We start from the raw sequence: 17,560 nt of genomic DNA on the forward strand, positions 1-17,560 counted from the left end.
CTGAATAACCATTTTAAATGGTCACAATAACCCTTGGTATTTAACAAGCTTCCAACTCCAGAGTAATGGGGTAAAATAGCGTCTTTCGATCGGCTGTTTAGGAGAGACGCTGTGTCATTTTCAAAAGCTTTTATTGTTGCTTCGGTATTAGTACTGACAGCTTGTAATTCTGCAGGAGTTAAGTCTCAGTCGGGACAAACCGAGGAAACGAATGCTGGGCAGCCGAGCATTTCACAATCTTCTCAGCAAGCGCAAGAAAAATCATCCAATAATTCTTCACAGGAACAGCCTTCCAATCAATTGGGTATTATTGCAAATCGCATGACTGCAGTGCAGGATCACCTTCTGCAAATTAAGTCTCAATCGAGCCAGTTACAGCAACAGAATCAGGAGCTGGCACTGCAATTACAAGACCTGGCAAATGAAGTACAAGCACTAGCCGTGCAGCCACAAACGTCTACTCCGCGTGAACCTGTCTCTCCGGATGCCTTTAATGGTGTACTTGACCAAATTACGATGATGGCGAATGAGCTAGGGAGTCAGGTTCAGGATGGCGCTTTTCGAATGGTCACAGCTTATACATCGAAAGGGCAGTGGGTGTTAATTCGCTTCCATCGTTATACGGGCGAGTCTTGGTTAGCGGATAAAGGACAATGGAACCTACTTGAAGAGAGCAGCCGCATAGGTACCGCCGAATATGAAGTGGTACTACGTCGAGCAGATAAAGATGTAAAAGGTTACGTTGCTGCGCGTATTAATCGCATAAGTGGTGAAACATGGTGGTTAAAACAAAATACCTGGCAGCCCTACATAAGTAATTAAAAGGTAAGCAGTGAAAGAACCGAATGTCGATGAGCTGATTCAGTTATTTAATCAGCTTTTTAAGGAATCCCTAAATACAATATTGGTTAAAGGGGATGACGAGCCTATTTATCTACCCGCAGATCAAGATAATCCCCATCATAGGGTTATATTCGCGCATGGGTTTTATGCCAGTGCGCTTCATGAAATCGCCCATTGGTGTGTCGCAGGCCCAGAACGCCGAAAGTTAGAAGACTTTGGTTACTGGTATAAGCCTGACGGCAGAACCGCAGATGAACAAACTGAATTCGAAAAAGTAGAAGTGCGCCCTCAAGCATTTGAATGGTTAATGTCAAAAGCGGCAGGGCACAAGTTTAACTTTAGTGCCGATAACCTATCTTCTGACATTGGCGCGAGTGATAGTTTTAAAACCAATGTCCTCGAAACCGTACACGGCTTGTTGGACAATGGGTTGCCTGAGCGGGTGGGTATTTTGGTTGACGCGCTACTCAAGCAAAGCGGCAGAGAGAAGCTATGTCCGAGTGACTTTTCTCTATAAATATCTAAAGGTTATGTCGTTTTAAGTAGTTCGAAATTGACTCTGCTTTTGAACAGAATTAAGATAGGAAACCTTCGATTGGGGCCTTAGCTCAGCTGGGAGAGCGGTTCGCTGGCAGCGAACAGGTCAGCGGTTCGATCCCGCTAGGCCCACCATTATTTAGTACTCCCAGATTATTTATTTGTCCCTGCTACGCTTTCTAACCCAAGATTATTTGTTCCCCAGCTCATCACTGTATATCAACATCCTATTTCTGCCGCTATTCTTAGCCGCATATAATGCTATATCTGCTTTATTGAGGATATCTTCAAAGCTCATTTCTAAGTCAGGTTTATTCTCTGCTACACCTAAACTGATGGTGTAATTGATCTGCGTGTCATCGCACTTTGGTAAGTTATTTTGTATCTCATCATTTAAGCGCTCAACTATGGGGCCTACTTGGTCCTGTTGAGTATTACTTAGATAAATACAAAACTCTTCACCACCTAATCGGCCAGCAATATCGCAATCTCTTGTTACCTTTTTTAGTATGGCTCCGAAAGATTTGAGAACTGTATCACCGGCTGCGTGGCCATATTTATCATTAATCTTTTTGAAAAAATCCAGATCAATGATAACGACACAGTAGGTTTCTTTAGTACGTACTGTTAGGCGATGAAGAAGGTGGCAAGATTTGAAAAGGGCACGGCGATTATATAAACCAGTCAGATCATCGTAGGTTGCTAATTTATTCATTTCTTCTTCTAGTTTATCTAGGTCCAGAAGCAGTCCTAACAGATACCAAGAGACAACAGGCGCAATGATCAATGGAATTATTGCAGCCCTCAACATGCTTTGTGTTAAAGGTGTTTGATAATTGAAAATATAAGAGATCAATAAATTTAAAATGACAGCCATCACGACAGAGATCGCAGTAATAATCAGCATTAGTTTGACTCGGCCTAAGCGTCTGACTACTAATCGCATTTACCTTCCTTATACAATCAAAAAAAGATGTGGCTTGTTAACATCGTAGTAACTGAATACTACAGGGTATATACGTAAATATACGCAGACTATGGGGTCTTTTAGAATGAATTTTATTGAGCGGGCTCAATGCATGTTATTAAACAGGTATTAACTCCGATGGAGAGAGCATACCTGCTTGAATAGCGGTATGGATCAACTCAATATCGGTTTTGACTTCAAGTTTACTTTTGATGATGTAGTAACTGTTGGCGACAGTTTTGGCGCTAATGCAAAGTGTCTCAGCCACTTCATCTTTTGTTTTACCGGCAATCATCATTCGAAGAATTTCAAACTCTCGAGTTGATAGTTTACTAAGGATAACGGCTTCACCTTGAAGGCTTTCTAGCGCCAATGCACGTGAAACATCATCGCTGATGGCTAACTGACCATGTGTAATATCTTTGATCGCCTGTATTAGTAATTCAGGAGCACTGCTCTTAGTGATGTAACCACGCGCACCGGCATCCACGGCTTTCTTAGCCATTGCTGGGTTCTGATGCATGCTAAAGATCAGAACTTGGGCTTTAGGGTCATACTGACGGATTTGTAAAAGGGTCGCTAAACCACCTTTCCCCGGCAAAGAAAGATCTAAAAGAACGAGGTCAGGCGAATGTTGTTGGTAGAGGGAATAGGCTTCTTCACCAGATCCCGCTTCAGCGATAATGTGAAAATTGGGTTCGCGGTTTAGAAGGGCTCTATAGCCTTCGCGGACAATTGCGTGGTCATCTACTAGAAGAATATTAACTGTGCTCATTGGATCCCTTAATTTCGCAGACAGGAATACTCGCTGCTATTTTGAGTCCGCCTAATGGTGATTTGCTCAGCTCTAATTCGCCATTAAGCGCATTAATCCGCTCTTTGATACCTAATAAACCATTCCCCGGTTTAATTAGAGGCTCAGGCTGAGTCATATTGCCATTATCTTGGATCGTTAACGTTAGATATTTATGATCTGTTGGGTAGTAAGTTAGATGTACTTCTGCAGCACTGGCAGAGGCGTGTTTAACAATATTGGTTAAACACTCTTGAATAGTCCTTAGGATATTTACGGCTATCGCTGCTGGAATACTGTTGATTTCACCCTCTAAAGTGATCGAGCAGTTTTTATCGAAGTGCTTGGTATTCCAGTCTTGGATCATTGATTTTAAGTTTTCAGAGATACCGAGCTCATCTAAGTCTGCAGGTCTTAAACGAAATAGTAAGTCTTTCACCAGCTCCATCATCTCTTCAGAGATCGTATTTACCTGTTTAACTTTGGGCGAAAGCTCTGGGCATTGGCTATCGACTTCCAGTTGCAGGAAATGAGAGATTGCTCTGAGTCCTGTTAGGTATTGCCCCATATCATCATGCAACTCTCGACAGAGATAGCGTCGTTCATTCTCTTGAATGTTGAGGAGCTTGTATGAGAGTTCTTTTCGGTCATCTATGGTATCTTTAAGGCTGACAGCTAAGTTATTTATCGCGGTCGCGGTTTCTTGCCACTCTTTGATATGAGAGGGAGGAACTTGAGCACTTAAGTTGCCTTTCTGCATCTCATTCAATACCCGCTGGGTTTTTTTGACCGGCTTTAAAATACAGTGAAGGCATAGATAGAGCAGCAAGCTAAGAATTCCGACGACAATGATAGAAAACTCCATCAGCGTCATGATGTTATTCCAGGCATTGTGCAACAAAATTGGCTTGCTGGGAGAAACAACAATGTCACCTTCAATACCAATTTTTGAGGTTATTCTGGAACGTGTTTCCTCTGCTGAAGTGAACAGTGCTAGGTAGAAGTTTTCAAACCATAAAGGCCATTCATCTTCAGTGTAATCACCTGTACAGAGACTACGCGCTACCTCACCTGTATCTGTTTCAAAGGAAACGCAGAACCCAGTGAAGCCAGCAGAGTGCTTCCACAGGAAAAAGTCTGGGAAGTGTTCTGGCGCCATTACATCGTTTTGAACTTTTAAAACCTGAAACTCGAGTTGTTGCTTTACGATGGCGGATATCTCTTGAGCATGTTTTCGTGAGTCTGCATCTGTTTTATATAAAGCTATAAATGCAGAGATAAGTAACGCAGCCATTCCCGAAATAGCAACAAGAGAAATTAGCAGAAAGTTAAGTTTTATTGACTTCATCAGTAAACAGAATCTTTGTCTTTGGAATCTATGCCTTGAAAGAATGTTTAATATTGTAGGTAGATAACCTGTTTGTGTATCGGGCAATAAACCCGCCTTTTGTGGTCAAGTTCACGCTGTTGATTTTTAAAAGGAAAAGTTAGTTTAGTTCTATGCTTAAGTAATCAAAGTCGATCTTACTTTGATCGATTTATATAACATCATACGTATCAAGGAACCACTTATGCGAGTGCCAAACCAGCTTTTAGGATTAATGCTTGGGAGTGTTTTATCCCAAGTCGTATTTGCCGATGATTGGGCAACCTATGGTAATGGTTTGGACAATCAGCGCTTTAGTTCTCTTAAAGAAGTTAACCGAGGCAATGTAGACAAACTTCAGTTGGCTTGGAAGTTTGATAGCGGTATTAAAGCGAGCTTTCAGGCGAGCCCTATAAAAGTCGGTGATCATCTTTATTTATCGACTCCTTTCAATCATGTCGTCGCGCTGGATGCAGGAACTGGCGAACAGGTGTGGCGTTATGAACATCCCAAACCGAAAAAGAAAAGTTGCTGTGGGCCAGCAAATAGAGGTGTGGCTGTAGCTAAAGGCAAGGTTTTTCAGGCAACTATAGATGGACAGCTGATCGCATTAGATCAAACCACGGGCGAATTGGTTTGGCAGAACAAAGTCGAAGACTTAGAACTCTCCGTTCAAGAAAGCGTCGATGGGTTGTTACAGGGGATGGATCTTGGTGGAGACGTAAAGATTACTGGTGGTACAAGCCATAGTTTCAATATGGCCCCTCAGATTTACAAGGATATGGTAATCGTCGGTAGTACTGGGGCTGGGTATGGTTTACATCTTGATACTGAAAAAGGGTTAAGGGTTGTTGGTATTGGAGATGGTCGGACGGGATTACGTGGTTTTCTATCTGCATTTGATATGGAGACGGGTAAGGAGTTGTGGCGTTGGTACAGTGTTAATGGTGAGCACTGGGTGGGTGATTGGCAAGAAACCACGACAAGTGGTTTAACGCTTAATCGTGATATTGCAGCGGAAAAAGCGGCTGCTCAAAGATTTAAACATAATTGGAAACTCGGTGGTGGGTCTATATGGACCACGCCAGCCATAGATGAAGAAACCGGTTGGTTGTTTGCGGGTACTGGCAACCCTGCACCTAATATGGACAGTTCAACTCGACCGGGTGATAACCTGCATACCTCGAGTATTGTGGCGATTGATAGTAAAAATGGAGAGCTTAAATGGGCCTTCCAGCAAGTGCCACATGATCGTTGGGGATACGATGTTTCCAGCCCTCCAGTATTATTTGATACCGTTGTGGCAGGCAAAACTGTAAAAGCAGTAGGGCAAGCGGGAAAAACCGGCTGGTTCTATGTGCTTAACCGAGAAACCGGTGAGCTGCTGTTTAAATCCGACCCATTTGTGCCTCAAATTAACTTATTTGCTGATCCAACTGAGGAGGGGGTAACTATTGCTCCGGGTATCGCAGGTGGTAGCAATTGGTCTCCAGTATCAGTCAATCCAGATAAGCAGCAAGTCTATATTGCAGGTATTCACATGCCAGCAACTTATTACCGCAAACCTTTAAAACTGAATTCAGAGTTACCTTGGCAAACCTATAGCTATTTTGAGTTCGATGAGAAGCAACGTTATGGAACCTTAACGGCGGTCGACTTAAAAACCGGTAAGTTGAGCTGGCAGCACAAAACGCGTTTGCCCATGCTAGGTGGAACTTTGGCAACAGCCGGTGATTTAGTTTTCAGTGGTGAGGGTGATGGTGAGTTTTTTGCGGTAGATGCTACGACAGGCGAAAAGCTTTGGAGCTATAAACAGTCCTATGGTGTTAATGCGCCGCCGGTAAGTTATAGCCACAATGGTCTTCAGTACATTGCCGTTGCAGCAGGCGGAAATAGAATCGCAGGCTACCCCACAGGGGATAGTTTGTTGGTATTTAGTTTGCCTCGAGCAGCTAAATAAATTAGTAGTATTAGATATCGCTCATAATTGAATGTGTAAGGATGCTTAGTATGTACAATCCTGTGCAATATAAAGTTCTGCTCTACTGGGCTTTATTATTTGGTGTGATTCTTTTTGGCTTCTATGTCGGTTGGGATCAAGGAGTGTTGTTGGAGATCATTCAGCAAGATCAAACCCGCGTTTGCATATTCATCTTAGTGTTATTGATAGGTATGAGCTGCCATTGTGCTTATCGCAGCTTTTATCTCTCCCAACAGTTCTCGATGTTGGATCATTACTATATCCGCCGCCAAGAGACGGGGTTAACCCCCGAGGAAAAAGCTTTTCCTGACGGCCTCTCCCTTTCACAGGATTACCTGTTCAATGTGTCTGACGAAGAGTTACATGATCAAAATGCTGATAAAGGACTTTTAGCAGAGCTACTTGTTGAAGGGGCTCGAGGCTCTCATCAAGTAGGCTGGTTTGTTGTGGGTGTCATGGTCAAGTTGGGGCTCTTAGGTACGGTGATTGGCTTTATCATCATGCTGAGCTCTGTTTCTGGGTTGGAAAATCTGACGATTGATGATGTTAAAACCTTAATGCAACAGATGACTCATGGTATGGGCATCGCCATGAGTACTACCTTGATTGGTTTAACCTGCAGCATGCTATTAAGTGTTCAATATTTACTGCTTGATCGTATGGCTGATCGTTTTGTGGCTTTAAGTATCACCTTAGGTCAGCAGAAAAATGGTGTTGCTGAAAGCGAGCCTGCGTCATGAAACTCTTTGGGCAGCGGTCTAACTTTGAAATAGATCCGTTTACTGATCTGCTTTTTAACGCATTGCTGACTTTTACCTTTTTGTTTTTGGTTGCACTGTTACTGCTCAATCCGCCGGCAAAGTCGGGGATTATTGATCCCAAAGCTGAGTTTATTATTACGGTGAGTTGGCCGGATGGAAGCCCTAACGATATTGACGTTTGGGCCTTAGGTCCCAAAGGCGAAAAGGTTTACTACAAGCGGACACAACAAGGTCTGATGCATTTGGATCGAGATGATCGTGGCAACGCCAATGATACTCAGGTGATTGATGGGAAAACGATTACGAATCCAATTAATCAGGAGGTACTGACGATTCGAGGTCGGCCTCCAGGTGAGTACGTGATCAACCTTCATTACTTTAAAAGTGAGAATGACGAACCTGTTCCAGTGACCGTCTATCTGGCAGAGGTGAATCCAGTACTTAAGGTTATAAGTTACACCACTGAAACCTTGGCAGCTGAAAATGATGAGCTGACAGCCTTGCGTTTTACCCTGAATACGCAAGGCAAAGTAACCAATATTAACAAACTGCAGAAAAGCATTATTAAGGCGAATCAGAAATGAATGAAGAACTCCTAGTGCTGACATTGGCTTATGTGCTTTTAACGGCACTGTTATTGTTGGCGGTCATCAGTGGGCGATTGAAGTGGCCAGTTAAAGCCGGTTTAGTTGTCATTGCATTGTTTTTCTACGGTTGTAGCTACTTGGGGTGGAAGCAAAGTCAGGGCTGGCCGAGTCCTACAGCTTTGCCTGATAAGTTCCTGTTTCACTACGCGGTAATTGAAGAGCCGGATAAGCAAGCAAATAAAGAGGGTGATATCTACATTTGGCTTACCGATCTGAAAAATGATGAGCTGGACGAAAAGCCCAGAGCATTCCGGATCGATTATGACCAAGCGACCCATGGGGCTGTTGAAGAAGCTTTAAAGAAAACTAAAAGTGGACAGCCTCAGTTAGGGCAGCCTTCAAAGCGTTTTACTAAACCTTCAGATGCGAAACGCAAGGATGCTTTGGGGCAAAAATCTCCGCTGATCAATTTTACTCAAGTCCCTGATCCCGCTCTACCGGAGAAATAAACTGTGATTATGCGAATTACTTTTTTTCTGGCGAGCTTGTTATTAGCGGGCTGTAGCGCTGATATTCCTGACACAGATTATTTCCCTTTGCAGAAAGGTGTTGTGTGGGAATATCAGGTTAATGAGCTATTTGGCTCTCGAGAGAGCCAGCGTGAGTTTTCAATCGAAAATCTCGGAGAAACCCAATTTCAAGAGGGAGAGGTTTTTACTGAAGATACAATCAGTGTGCGTCATACCAGTGACGGCACCGATTACTATATTCTCAAAGATGATACAGGGGTTTATCGAGCTGCACGTCGTACATTGATTGAATACCAACCAAGGTTTGAAAAGTCTCTCGTTAGGATCTTACCCAATAATAAAGATCTTGAAGTAGGTCGCAGTTGGACCGTACCTACCAAGCCTTATGCTTTGCATGCGACTGCTTCCTTCGCAGTACCCGATCCGCGAAAGCGGGATATTAACTTACAGTTTGAGATTAAGTCGGTTACGGATACTGTTGAAGTTCCTGCAGGAACCTTTGAGCGTTGTATCAGGGTTGAAGGGACTACAATGTTAACACTCTATGTTGATCCTAAACTTGGATATCAAGATATCCCGATTACCCAGACTGAATGGTATGCTCCGGGCGTTGGTCTAGTAAAACTTGTCCGTGAAGAGCCATTAAGTATGGAGTTATTTAAGGGTGGGGTGATCAGTTACGAATTATCTCGTTTTGATCCATAAAACAGTTTTCTACCGAAACATGACTAATATGTTATGGTGGATAACATATTGAAACAGAAGGAAGTAAACCGTGGATATGGATCTAACTTCACTACAGACTCGAGTTATTGGTTGTTTGTTGGAAAAAGAGATAACGACACCCGATCAATATCCTCTGTCACTAAATGGCCTAACAACCGCTTGTAATCAGAAAAGTAATCGAGAACCTGTTCTGTCACTTGATGAGAGCGAGGTTCAGAACATACTGGATGAGCTTAAAGAGAAACGCTTAGTGCGTGATGAGAGCGGCTTTGGCAGCCGTGTATCTAAGTTTAAGCACCGCTTTTGCAACACCGAGTTCAGCGACCTTCAATTTACCGCACAGCAACTTGCTGTTATTTGTGTACTTTTCCTTCGTGGGCCGCAAACACCAGGTGAATTAAGAACTAGAACAAATCGCTTATGCGAATTTAAAGACGTATCTGAAGTAGAAACTACGTTAACTAGTTTAGCGGATCACCCTATGGGTTCTTTGGTTCAGCGCTTAGCGCGTGAACCGGGTAAGCGAGAATCACGTTACGTCCATCTTTTCAGTGGTGCGGTTGAAGATGCTGATGTTGAAATGGCCGGAACGGATACTGACGATCACAATCTTACTTTGCAGCAAAGAATTGCAAGGCTAGAGCAAGAGGTCGCTGATCTCAAACAAGAGATTATGACGTTAAAAAATTCATCAGATATTGATTAAGTCTAAGCGACCACCGCTAATTCCCTTCAGGCTACCTTTATGATTTTAGGTATGTTCATTTTGTTTGCTTTCCTAATTTTTGGGGAAGCAATCAGCTATCTGCTGCAGTTACCTGTTCATGGTGCTGCAATCGGTATGTTACTCATCACCCTATGGTTGATGATCAGAGGCTCCGTAAGTGATGAACTCGCAACAGCCAGTCAGCAACTGATCTCCGCTCTGGTTCTTTTTGTCGTGCCTGGTGTTGTTGGAGTGTTCTTTTTAGGAGAGCAATTTAAAGGCGAATGGATGAATCTAGGGTTAGCACTAGGCGTGGGGACATTACTGAGTGTTTTGACGTCTTTGCTATTAGTGAAATTTGGTCGATTGGAGCAAAGCCCAGATGACTGAACATTCACTATCAAGCCTGATTCCTCACTTCCTTGAAATGCCTTTATTTGCAATCGGACTAACATTGTTTTCCTTTGTCTTGGGTGGCTACTTCTTCAAGAAAATGGGCAAGCCCGTTTGGTGTCCGGCAATGTTACTGGCAGCCTCATTCTTGGCGCTGTTCTTATTTGGGTTGTCGATCAGTTACGAAGAGTACTACTCAGGGGCAAAGTGGTTATCTGTACTTATTGCACCAACCACGGTTGCTTTAGGTGTTCCTTTGTATCAGCAGAGCCATCATATTCGAGCTGCATGGCGACAAATTCTGTTAACGGTGCCAATTTCTGCGAGTTTAGCTGTGGTTTACGCTGCCTTAATTGCTTTCAGCTTAGGTTCTAGTGATCAGGTGCTGGCTTCAATTGCACCAAAATCAGTTACGGCGCCAATAGCCATAGGCTTGACGGAACAGCTGGGTGGTTCAGTGTCATTAATGATGGGTGGGTTGTTAGCGACAGGCGTGTTTGCCGTTTTTTTCGTTGATTTGTTAGCTTCAAGATTAAACGTCACTGATGAGCGTTTAGTTGGCTTAGTGTTAGGCATCAACGGTCATGCCGTTGGCACTATCAGGGCTTTTGAAATCAGCCCTGTTGCCGGAGCATTCTCATCTCTGGGTATGGGATTAATCGGTATTTTTACCGCAATATTTTTGCCTTTTGTCTGGCCCTACTAATTTTAAGATAACGAACCTTTCTTAAACCGGCACTTGCCGGTTTTTTTATGTTTTAGGTAGTTTTAGACGATTTTATAAAGATTTTTAAAGGTATAACTTTATGATTTTATTGTAAAAATTGTGACTATAATCAAAAGGCTCTATTTCCTTAACAAATCTGCCGGTTTTTTAAGTTTGATTTAAGAAAGCTTGTTTATACTGCCAATAAAACTAGCGTAGATTTTGATCGGACCGACTCAATGTTGATACGAATTATTTTATTACTGTACGTGCTTTTAGCACCTTTAGCACAAGCTCAAGAGCTAAGTGCGGATGAAGTATTAAAGCTAGTGAAAGATGGCAAAGTAATGCCTCTTGAAGAGATCTTATCGCTCCATCCAGAGATTAGTGACGCAAGATTATTGGATCTATCCCTCAGCCGCGAAGGTGAGGACAGTTATGTGTATTCGGTGGAAGTGATCAATAAAAGTAACTCTGTAGTGGAGTTTGAGATTGATGCAGTAACCGGTTTGTTCCTCCAAGAGCAGTTTGAAGAGTAGGGCTATGAAGATTTTATTAGTTGAAGATGAAATCGCACAAGTTGAAGCCTTAAAGCCGGTTTTAAAACGAAGTGGTTATGCGGTTGAAGAATCTTATGACGGTGAAGATGCGTTGTTTCGAATTAAAGAGGAATCATTCGATGCGATTGTTTTGGATCTTGGTTTGCCCAAGTGTTCGGGCTTAGAGGTACTTCAACAGATGCGTGCTATAGGTGATATGACACCAGTTTTAGTATTAACCGCTCGTGATAGCTGGCAGGAGCGTGTTGATGGTCTTAAAGCAGGCGCTGATGATTATTTAGGTAAGCCGTATCACGCTGAAGAATTGTTAGCGCGTTTAGAGGCGTTGATTCGACGCTATTTCGGCAGAGCATCTCAAGTTATTTCGGTGTGCGGTTTGTCTTTGGACCCAGATACGCAGCAAGTGCAGGATAAGGATGGGAATTCCATTCAGCTAACGGGGATAGAGTTTCGGTTACTTAGATATCTGATGTTGAATCCTGGAAAGGTATTTTCAAAAGCCCACCTTAGCGAGCATGTCTATGAAGAAGAGCAGATGCGAGACAGTAACGTTATCGAGGTTTATGTAAATAGACTCAGACAGCGTTTTGGCAAAGGGATTATCGAGACCCTTCGTGGTCAAGGTTACAGGTTAAAGGGCTAAGCCATGACTCGAGTGATCTCATTAGAGCAGCGTATCCGAAACCGATTATTACTGGTGGTCTTGCCCCTATTAATGGTCTTGGTATTTATCATCGATCGTAGTGTTCACATTCTTGTAGATGATTTGGTAGTTAGTCGTCTTAAGCAGGATGCGGAAAGCTTGATTACCTCAATAGATAAAAAAAACGCTGCTTGGCAGGTCGATGAGAAATATTTACCGACGGTTTATCAGCGTGTGCGCTCTGGCCATTACTTCATTTTAAGCTGGGGCAAAGAACAAATCCGTTCTCGATCTTTGTGGGATACCGTAATTGATGTTTCGGGTTCTTCTTCCGGTGATACAGAAGAATATCAATATTTCGATAATGCGGGTGAAAGGTGGTTGGTTTATCAAGAAGCGTTCACGAAAAAAGGCCAAACTTTCAGTTTGTGGATTGCTGAGGATATCACTGCGATTGAACAGAAGCAGCGATTCTATGAGTGGATTTTAGTTGCGGTCGCCGGGATATCTATCTTTGGCTTTGTTCTATGGCAACGCTATGTCATTCGAGCGGGTTTTAATCGCTTAGCTCCCGTTCAAGAGGCGATTGAAAACAATAAAAATACGGGTGAATTGAGTTTCCCTGAGGATGTACCGCAAGAGATATCAGGACTGGTTGAGTCTATTAGAAAATTGGTGTCAGGCTCAGAGGAGCAGTTGTCTCGTTCGCGCATGGCGTTGGGTAACTTAGCGCACGAACTTAAGAAGCCACTACAAGAATTAAAGATACATGCGTCGATGCTGACGGATACAGCGCAGCGACAAGCCATAGATAAGAGCATTGAGCAATTACATCACCGAATTGATTGTGAATTGAGACGTGCACGGATCTCTGGTGCACCGATGCCAGGCTATCTGTTTTCGTTTGCTGAAGAGTTGCCGCATTTAGAGGTCCTATTGAACCAGATCCATGACAGAACCCTTTCGCTAGATGTAAATAGTGAACATGACAAGCTGCCTTTTGACAGAGATGACATGTTGGAGCTGTTAGGGAATCTACTAGATAACGCATGGAAGTATTCGCAGTCAGAAGTACGAATTACAGTAGAGACGCATGGTAATCATTGGTTCTTTTGTATAGACGATGATGGTGTAGGTATTAGCGAAAGTAAGATCGAACAGGCAAATAAACGTGGAGTTAGGGTTGATGAAAACGAACATTTGCCTGGTCACGGTCTAGGGTTGTCAATCTGTGAATCGATCGCACGAGTTTACGGTGGAAGTCTAACTCTATCAGCCAGCGAGTTAGGCGGTTTAAGAGTAAAAGTTGAGCTAGTTAAGAAGCTTTGATTAGGGGTTAAAGGTGATGAAACGAGCATTAATTGCAATGTTTTTTGTAGGGTACGCCGGAGCCATCGCTGCCAGTAATGATATTGGTACTGTTGCTATCTACAGTGATGGAAAAGTAGAGAAACTTGTCGAAAAAGGTACTGGTTGGGAGGTTTGGGAAGATCAGCGAAAGCGCTTATATAAACGATCTATTCATCCGGTTGTACCTGTCTTGAGTTATCAGAAATATCCGGATCGTACTCAGGGTTTCACACAGGCAGTGAAGTTTGGATCACCTGAAGAACTAATCCCATTTGGAAAAGATGATGTTGTTGAATTCGAACTAAACCGTCAAAGCCCTAAATCTGGGAACTCAATACGTTATTGGCGTTGTACTTATCATGGTGAAGGCAACTTCAAACTGAAAAAGAAAAAGTACAAAACTAATAAATACACCTGTGCCCGCTCGGCATTTTGGAAAGAGGTTGTGGCTAAGGTTAGGGAAGTTCATGACATTGAATATTCCCCTGAACTAGGTTTGATAGTTTCACGAAGAACTAAAGATCGGAATTGGGATGTAAAAAAAGTGGAATTGGAAGCCCTATTAACACCAGAAAGAGCGACAGCAAAGAGAATATCCCGAATTGTTTACAAACTACGTAAACAAAAGAGAGGTAGAAAATGATTGATCTGAATCGTGTCAAAAGAAGCTATATCACGCGTAACGTTAACTTTGATGATGTTGCTGACGTTGCGGAACTGTTGCCTGAGACAGGAGATCTTTTATTAGCGAGAGTGGATCGGATTCGGCAGCACACCCGGATTGAAAACCCTTATGGACGCCGTGAGCACCTTTTTGTGGATGATCTGATTATTGTCGTTGCGGGTGATCGTTATGCCACGGATCAGTTCTACGCTAAGTCTCCGGCGCAGTTAGGTAAAACTCAACTCGTTGCTGCCGGTGGTATTGCAGGAGATGTGATTAGTAAAAGCGCTCAAGTAAAAGCCGCGACTGAAATTACAGTTTTAGGGGTGTTAGTTAATAGCCAAGGGCAGAAAATTAACTTAGAGAACTATAGTACGCTTAAAGATGCTTATCTGCATCCATCGGCTAATGAAATGCCTGTTTTGTTGGTGGTCGGCAGTGATATGAACAGTGGTAAGACCTCAATGGCATCTTCGTTAATTAACGGCTTTACCAAAGCCGGTTATAAAGCCGCAGCTGCCAAGTTAACAGGTACAGGGTCAGGGCCTGACTATTGGAAGATGGTTGATGCTGGGGCTTTTCAAGTGAAAGATTTCCTTGATGCGGGTTACCCAACCACAGTTAATCTAAGTGAAACAAAGTTAGTTCAGTTGCTTCAAAGATTAAAAATGGATGCGGTTCAAGCTGATGCGGATCTATTGGTTGTTGAATTAGCAGATGGGGTTTTACAGCCACAAAACAAAGCACTCATAGCGAATGGCCGTTTGCTTAAGGAAGTAAGTGCATCGATGATCGCTGCAGATAGCTCAACCGCCGCAGCATTTTGCGCTGAAAAAATGATTGAAGCTGGATTCCCTATTTATGGCTTAGGTGGTTTATTCACACGTGCAGAATTATGTGCGGATGAAGTACAAGATAGCCTTGGTTTACCTATTTATAGCTTGGATGCTTTGCGCAAAGTGAGCACAGCGAAGGCATTGATGGCTAGTTTGGAGAGGGATCATAGTTATGTTACCTCCTATGCTATCTAAACAACGTTGGAAGGGAATCGGTGGTTTGATCCTAATTGGATTGATACAGACTGCCTGTTTCCTAGGCTTAATGACCTTAGCCAAGGATCAGTTGGGCCACGAGCAGTTTTCATTTGATCTGGGTATAACATCAATTGTGTTAACTGCAATTTTTGGATTAGCGGCGGCCAGATATTGTGAACGTTATTTCGCTGAACGTATGGCTCAAGCTTATATCTGTGAGTTACGAAATACAGTTTATAAACACACTTTGGCGCTCCCCGTGAGTGATGAGACTCTTAACCGAGGTGGTACTTTATTGCGGTTGACTGGGGATATGACGCCCATTCGCAATTGGATGGTGCAAGGTATTGCTCCACTGCTTGTATTGGGAGTTTGGCTATTAGCTGGATTTGTTGCACTCAGTCAGATCCATTGGACTTTGTTAGTAACGGCTTTTATACCGCTGGCTTTTGCTGTCTTAGGGAATTTTTATTTAGGTAAGGGCTTATATTATTCGACGGTGAGTGTGAGGCGTGAAAGAGGGCGTTTAATAAATGCGACTAATGAGCGATTAGCCCTCTTTAAGTTAATCAGGTTATTCAATCAATCTGGAAAAGAGCAGCGAAAGTTTTCTCGTAGTGCTGATCGATTAAAAACACGTCAGATGCGTAAAGCTCATGCGTCTTCTCTAATCAGAGGCTTTAACGAAGCAGTTCTACTTATATCTGTGCTCGTTATAGTGATGCAGGGGTTAAACCTTAGTCATGCAGGGCTTATTGCAGAAACTTATATTCCTGTGTTGCTCGTAGCGTCTTTGTATTTGGTTAATCAGCTTAGAAGGCTTAGCCGCTTGTATGAGCTGTGGACCTTAAAAAAGGTATCCGAAGATAAGTTAGGTGCGTTTTTGCAGCGGGATATCGTAGGTCAGCAGAGCAAACGTCGATTGCCTAAAAAGGCCTTTAGAGTTGAGTCAAAAGGTATGGCTGTTAAGCGGCGTTTCAGCCCAATCTCTTTCGTAATCAATGAACAAGATCGCTTGTTGCTAAGAGGCGATCAAGGAGTAGGCAAGAGCTCATTCATGGAGGCTTTAGCAGGACTTGCTCCTATTACGAATGGGAAACTCAGATTTTGCGGCCGAAGGAGTTCATCGATTCATCCATCAATTTGGGCTCAAACGGTCTCACTTGTAAGTCCAGAGCTTCCTCTACTGAAAGGAACGGTAAGTAGTAATCTTTTCTATGGTGCAAGGAAAAGGTCAGAAGAGTTTACAGAGCAGGTTCTTGAAACAACCGGTTTGCAGGCATATTGCGCTGATGAAGAAGGCGAATTAAAAATTGCAGAAAGGGGGGCAAATCTGCCCAGTAATTTAAGGTTTAGGGTTCAGCTTGCAAGAGCTTTGCTAAGGCGCCCAAAACTATTGCTTATCGATTCTGATGTTGCGTTAAAAAGTTCTGATATTAGAAGCATTTTAGTGGATGTGTTCAATCGCTTTGATGGAGCTATTGTTATTGCCGAGGAGTTGGAAGAGTTAATGTTTCTGACTAATGGTGAGATTAAAGTTTCAGCAAGTGAAGATGCTAAACATAGCAATGTTGTTGAATTTCCAAGAGGGATAAATCATGAGCTTGCTTGAAATACCTGCTCCAGGCGCTGCTGTCCGTTGTATTTACCCGTCAGTAAAATCATTGCCTGCGAGATTATACCGCCCAAAACAGCTGAAGAATGATGCTCAAGTTATTGTTGCGGTGCATGGAATTTCTCGGCAATACGATGATCAGTTGGATGCTTATAGAACCCTTGCTGATAAATTTGGCTGTTGGTTGGTCGTGCCTGAGTTTGAAAAAACAATCTTTCCACAATATCAGAAATTATCTAAAGGCCCTTATATGCCACGTGCTGATATTGCGTTGAATACACTTCTGATCGCATTTAGAAAACATGTGGGGTTGCCGGAATTTAAAATTAAATTGTGTGGTTATTCGGGTGGCGCACAGTTTGTGCACCGATATGCACTTTTCCACCCAAACAAAATAGCCTCTCTGGTTATATGTAGTGCGGGTTGGTACACGCTTCCTAATCATGAAGATACCTACCCCTACGGGTTAAGAGATATACCTAAATGGATGGGGAAAGCGCATTTAGACCGGATGCTATCACTACCTTTAATGGTGGCCGTTGGGGAACAGGACACGGTACGTGATAAAAGTTTAAGGACTGGGGCACGTGTAGATAAAGTACAAGGAATGAATCGGCTTGAACGTGCTCATACTTGGTTTAAACAATTAGCTGAATTGAAAGGCCAATTATTAGATGTAACTACCCCACGTATTTGTGTTTTACCCGAACAGGGACATGACTTTGCGGGTAGTTTTTTTGCTAGTGGATTAAAGACTTGTATTGACCAGTTTTGGTCGGAATGTAATCGGAGATAAAG

The 17,560-nt window shown here is 42.9% G+C and carries 20 protein-coding genes and 1 tRNA gene; 18 read left to right on the top strand and 3 right to left on the bottom strand.

The window, feature by feature from the left end:
- Window positions 1-111 precede the first annotated feature (111 nt).
- The 3 genes from ACMXYX_RS06120 to ACMXYX_RS06130 all read left to right on the top strand — a co-directional run bounded on the left by ACMXYX_RS06120 (window position 112) and on the right by ACMXYX_RS06130 (window position 1,515).
- On the top strand, window positions 112-822 hold the full coding sequence (locus tag ACMXYX_RS06120; RefSeq protein ID WP_415897932.1) for a hypothetical protein: 711 nt from the start codon (window positions 112-114) through the stop codon (window positions 820-822).
- Between the two features lie 10 nt (window positions 823-832).
- The gene (locus ACMXYX_RS06125) at window positions 833-1,360 is read left to right on the top strand and encodes an elongation factor P hydroxylase (protein ID WP_415897933.1); all 528 of its coding nucleotides are present in this window, start codon (window positions 833-835) and stop codon (window positions 1,358-1,360) included.
- An 80-nt stretch (window positions 1,361-1,440) separates the two neighbouring features.
- Window positions 1,441-1,515 (top strand) — tRNA-Ala (locus ACMXYX_RS06130).
- A gap of 55 nt (window positions 1,516-1,570) precedes the next feature.
- Here the strand turns inward: ACMXYX_RS06130 and ACMXYX_RS06135 are convergent.
- The 3 genes from ACMXYX_RS06135 to ACMXYX_RS06145 all read right to left on the bottom strand — a co-directional run bounded on the left by ACMXYX_RS06135 (window position 1,571) and on the right by ACMXYX_RS06145 (window position 4,488).
- Window positions 1,571-2,326, bottom strand: a complete 756-nt coding sequence (locus ACMXYX_RS06135; protein WP_415906643.1) for a diguanylate cyclase — start codon at window positions 2,324-2,326, stop codon at window positions 1,571-1,573.
- A gap of 139 nt (window positions 2,327-2,465) precedes the next feature.
- Complete coding sequence (locus ACMXYX_RS06140; RefSeq protein WP_415906644.1) at window positions 2,466-3,122, bottom strand: response regulator; 657 nt, start codon at window positions 3,120-3,122, stop codon at window positions 2,466-2,468.
- Complete coding sequence (locus ACMXYX_RS06145; protein ID WP_415897936.1) at window positions 3,109-4,488, bottom strand: HAMP domain-containing sensor histidine kinase; 1,380 nt, start codon at window positions 4,486-4,488, stop codon at window positions 3,109-3,111. Before ACMXYX_RS06145 ends, ACMXYX_RS06140 begins: the two co-directional genes overlap by 14 nt.
- A gap of 223 nt (window positions 4,489-4,711) precedes the next feature.
- Between ACMXYX_RS06145 and ACMXYX_RS06150 the strand changes: the two genes are divergently transcribed.
- From ACMXYX_RS06150 to ACMXYX_RS06220, 15 genes are all read left to right on the top strand, one after another.
- Window positions 4,712-6,466, top strand: coding sequence for a pyrroloquinoline quinone-dependent dehydrogenase (locus ACMXYX_RS06150; RefSeq protein ID WP_415897937.1), 1,755 nt, complete (start codon window positions 4,712-4,714; stop codon window positions 6,464-6,466).
- Window positions 6,467-6,516: 50 nt separating this feature from the next.
- Window positions 6,517-7,227, top strand: coding sequence for a MotA/TolQ/ExbB proton channel family protein (locus ACMXYX_RS06155; RefSeq protein WP_415897938.1), 711 nt, complete (start codon window positions 6,517-6,519; stop codon window positions 7,225-7,227).
- Window positions 7,224-7,832, top strand: coding sequence for a hypothetical protein (locus tag ACMXYX_RS06160; protein ID WP_415887703.1), 609 nt, complete (start codon window positions 7,224-7,226; stop codon window positions 7,830-7,832). The genes ACMXYX_RS06155 and ACMXYX_RS06160 overlap by 4 nt, the downstream gene beginning before the upstream one ends.
- Window positions 7,829-8,344 carry a hypothetical protein gene (locus ACMXYX_RS06165; RefSeq protein ID WP_415897939.1) on the top strand — a complete coding sequence of 172 codons (516 nt, stop codon included), beginning with the start codon at window positions 7,829-7,831 and terminating at the stop codon, window positions 8,342-8,344. The genes ACMXYX_RS06160 and ACMXYX_RS06165 overlap by 4 nt, the downstream gene beginning before the upstream one ends.
- A 9-nt stretch (window positions 8,345-8,353) precedes the next feature.
- The gene (locus ACMXYX_RS06170; RefSeq protein ID WP_415897940.1) at window positions 8,354-9,070 is read left to right on the top strand and encodes a hypothetical protein; all 717 of its coding nucleotides are present in this window, start codon (window positions 8,354-8,356) and stop codon (window positions 9,068-9,070) included.
- Between the two features lie 76 nt (window positions 9,071-9,146).
- Entirely contained in the window at window positions 9,147-9,797 is a 651-nt protein-coding gene (locus ACMXYX_RS06175; protein WP_415906823.1) for a YceH family protein, read from the top strand.
- Window positions 9,798-9,836: 39 nt separating this feature from the next.
- Entirely contained in the window at window positions 9,837-10,187 is a 351-nt protein-coding gene (locus ACMXYX_RS06180) for a CidA/LrgA family protein (RefSeq protein ID WP_415897941.1), read from the top strand.
- Entirely contained in the window at window positions 10,180-10,896 is a 717-nt protein-coding gene (locus tag ACMXYX_RS06185; RefSeq protein WP_415906645.1) for an LrgB family protein, read from the top strand. Before ACMXYX_RS06180 ends, ACMXYX_RS06185 begins: the two co-directional genes overlap by 8 nt.
- Window positions 10,897-11,135: 239 nt before the next feature.
- Window positions 11,136-11,435: a PepSY domain-containing protein gene (locus tag ACMXYX_RS06190; RefSeq protein WP_415897943.1), complete on the top strand. Its 300-nt coding sequence runs from the start codon at window positions 11,136-11,138 to the stop codon at window positions 11,433-11,435.
- 4 nt (window positions 11,436-11,439) lie between these two features.
- A complete protein-coding gene (locus tag ACMXYX_RS06195; RefSeq protein WP_415897944.1) occupies window positions 11,440-12,099 on the top strand; it encodes a response regulator transcription factor in 660 nt (219 codons plus the stop codon).
- Window positions 12,100-12,102: 3 nt separating this feature from the next.
- Window positions 12,103-13,428: a sensor histidine kinase gene (locus tag ACMXYX_RS06200; RefSeq protein WP_415897945.1), complete on the top strand. Its 1,326-nt coding sequence runs from the start codon at window positions 12,103-12,105 to the stop codon at window positions 13,426-13,428.
- Window positions 13,429-13,444: 16 nt separating this feature from the next.
- Window positions 13,445-14,092 (top strand): hypothetical protein, encoded by a 648-nt coding sequence (locus ACMXYX_RS06205; protein ID WP_415897946.1) that lies wholly within the window; start codon window positions 13,445-13,447, stop codon window positions 14,090-14,092.
- Complete coding sequence (locus tag ACMXYX_RS06210) at window positions 14,089-15,144, top strand: AAA family ATPase (RefSeq protein WP_415897947.1); 1,056 nt, start codon at window positions 14,089-14,091, stop codon at window positions 15,142-15,144. Before ACMXYX_RS06205 ends, ACMXYX_RS06210 begins: the two co-directional genes overlap by 4 nt.
- Window positions 15,122-16,759 (top strand): ABC transporter transmembrane domain-containing protein, encoded by a 1,638-nt coding sequence (locus tag ACMXYX_RS06215; RefSeq protein ID WP_415897948.1) that lies wholly within the window; start codon window positions 15,122-15,124, stop codon window positions 16,757-16,759. Before ACMXYX_RS06210 ends, ACMXYX_RS06215 begins: the two co-directional genes overlap by 23 nt.
- Complete coding sequence (locus tag ACMXYX_RS06220; protein ID WP_415897949.1) at window positions 16,746-17,558, top strand: alpha/beta fold hydrolase; 813 nt, start codon at window positions 16,746-16,748, stop codon at window positions 17,556-17,558. Before ACMXYX_RS06215 ends, ACMXYX_RS06220 begins: the two co-directional genes overlap by 14 nt.
- Window positions 17,559-17,560 lie beyond the last annotated feature (2 nt).

Source organism: Neptuniibacter sp. QD72_48, assembly GCF_047778065.1.
Lineage (GTDB): Bacteria > Pseudomonadota > Gammaproteobacteria > Pseudomonadales > Balneatricaceae > Neptuniibacter.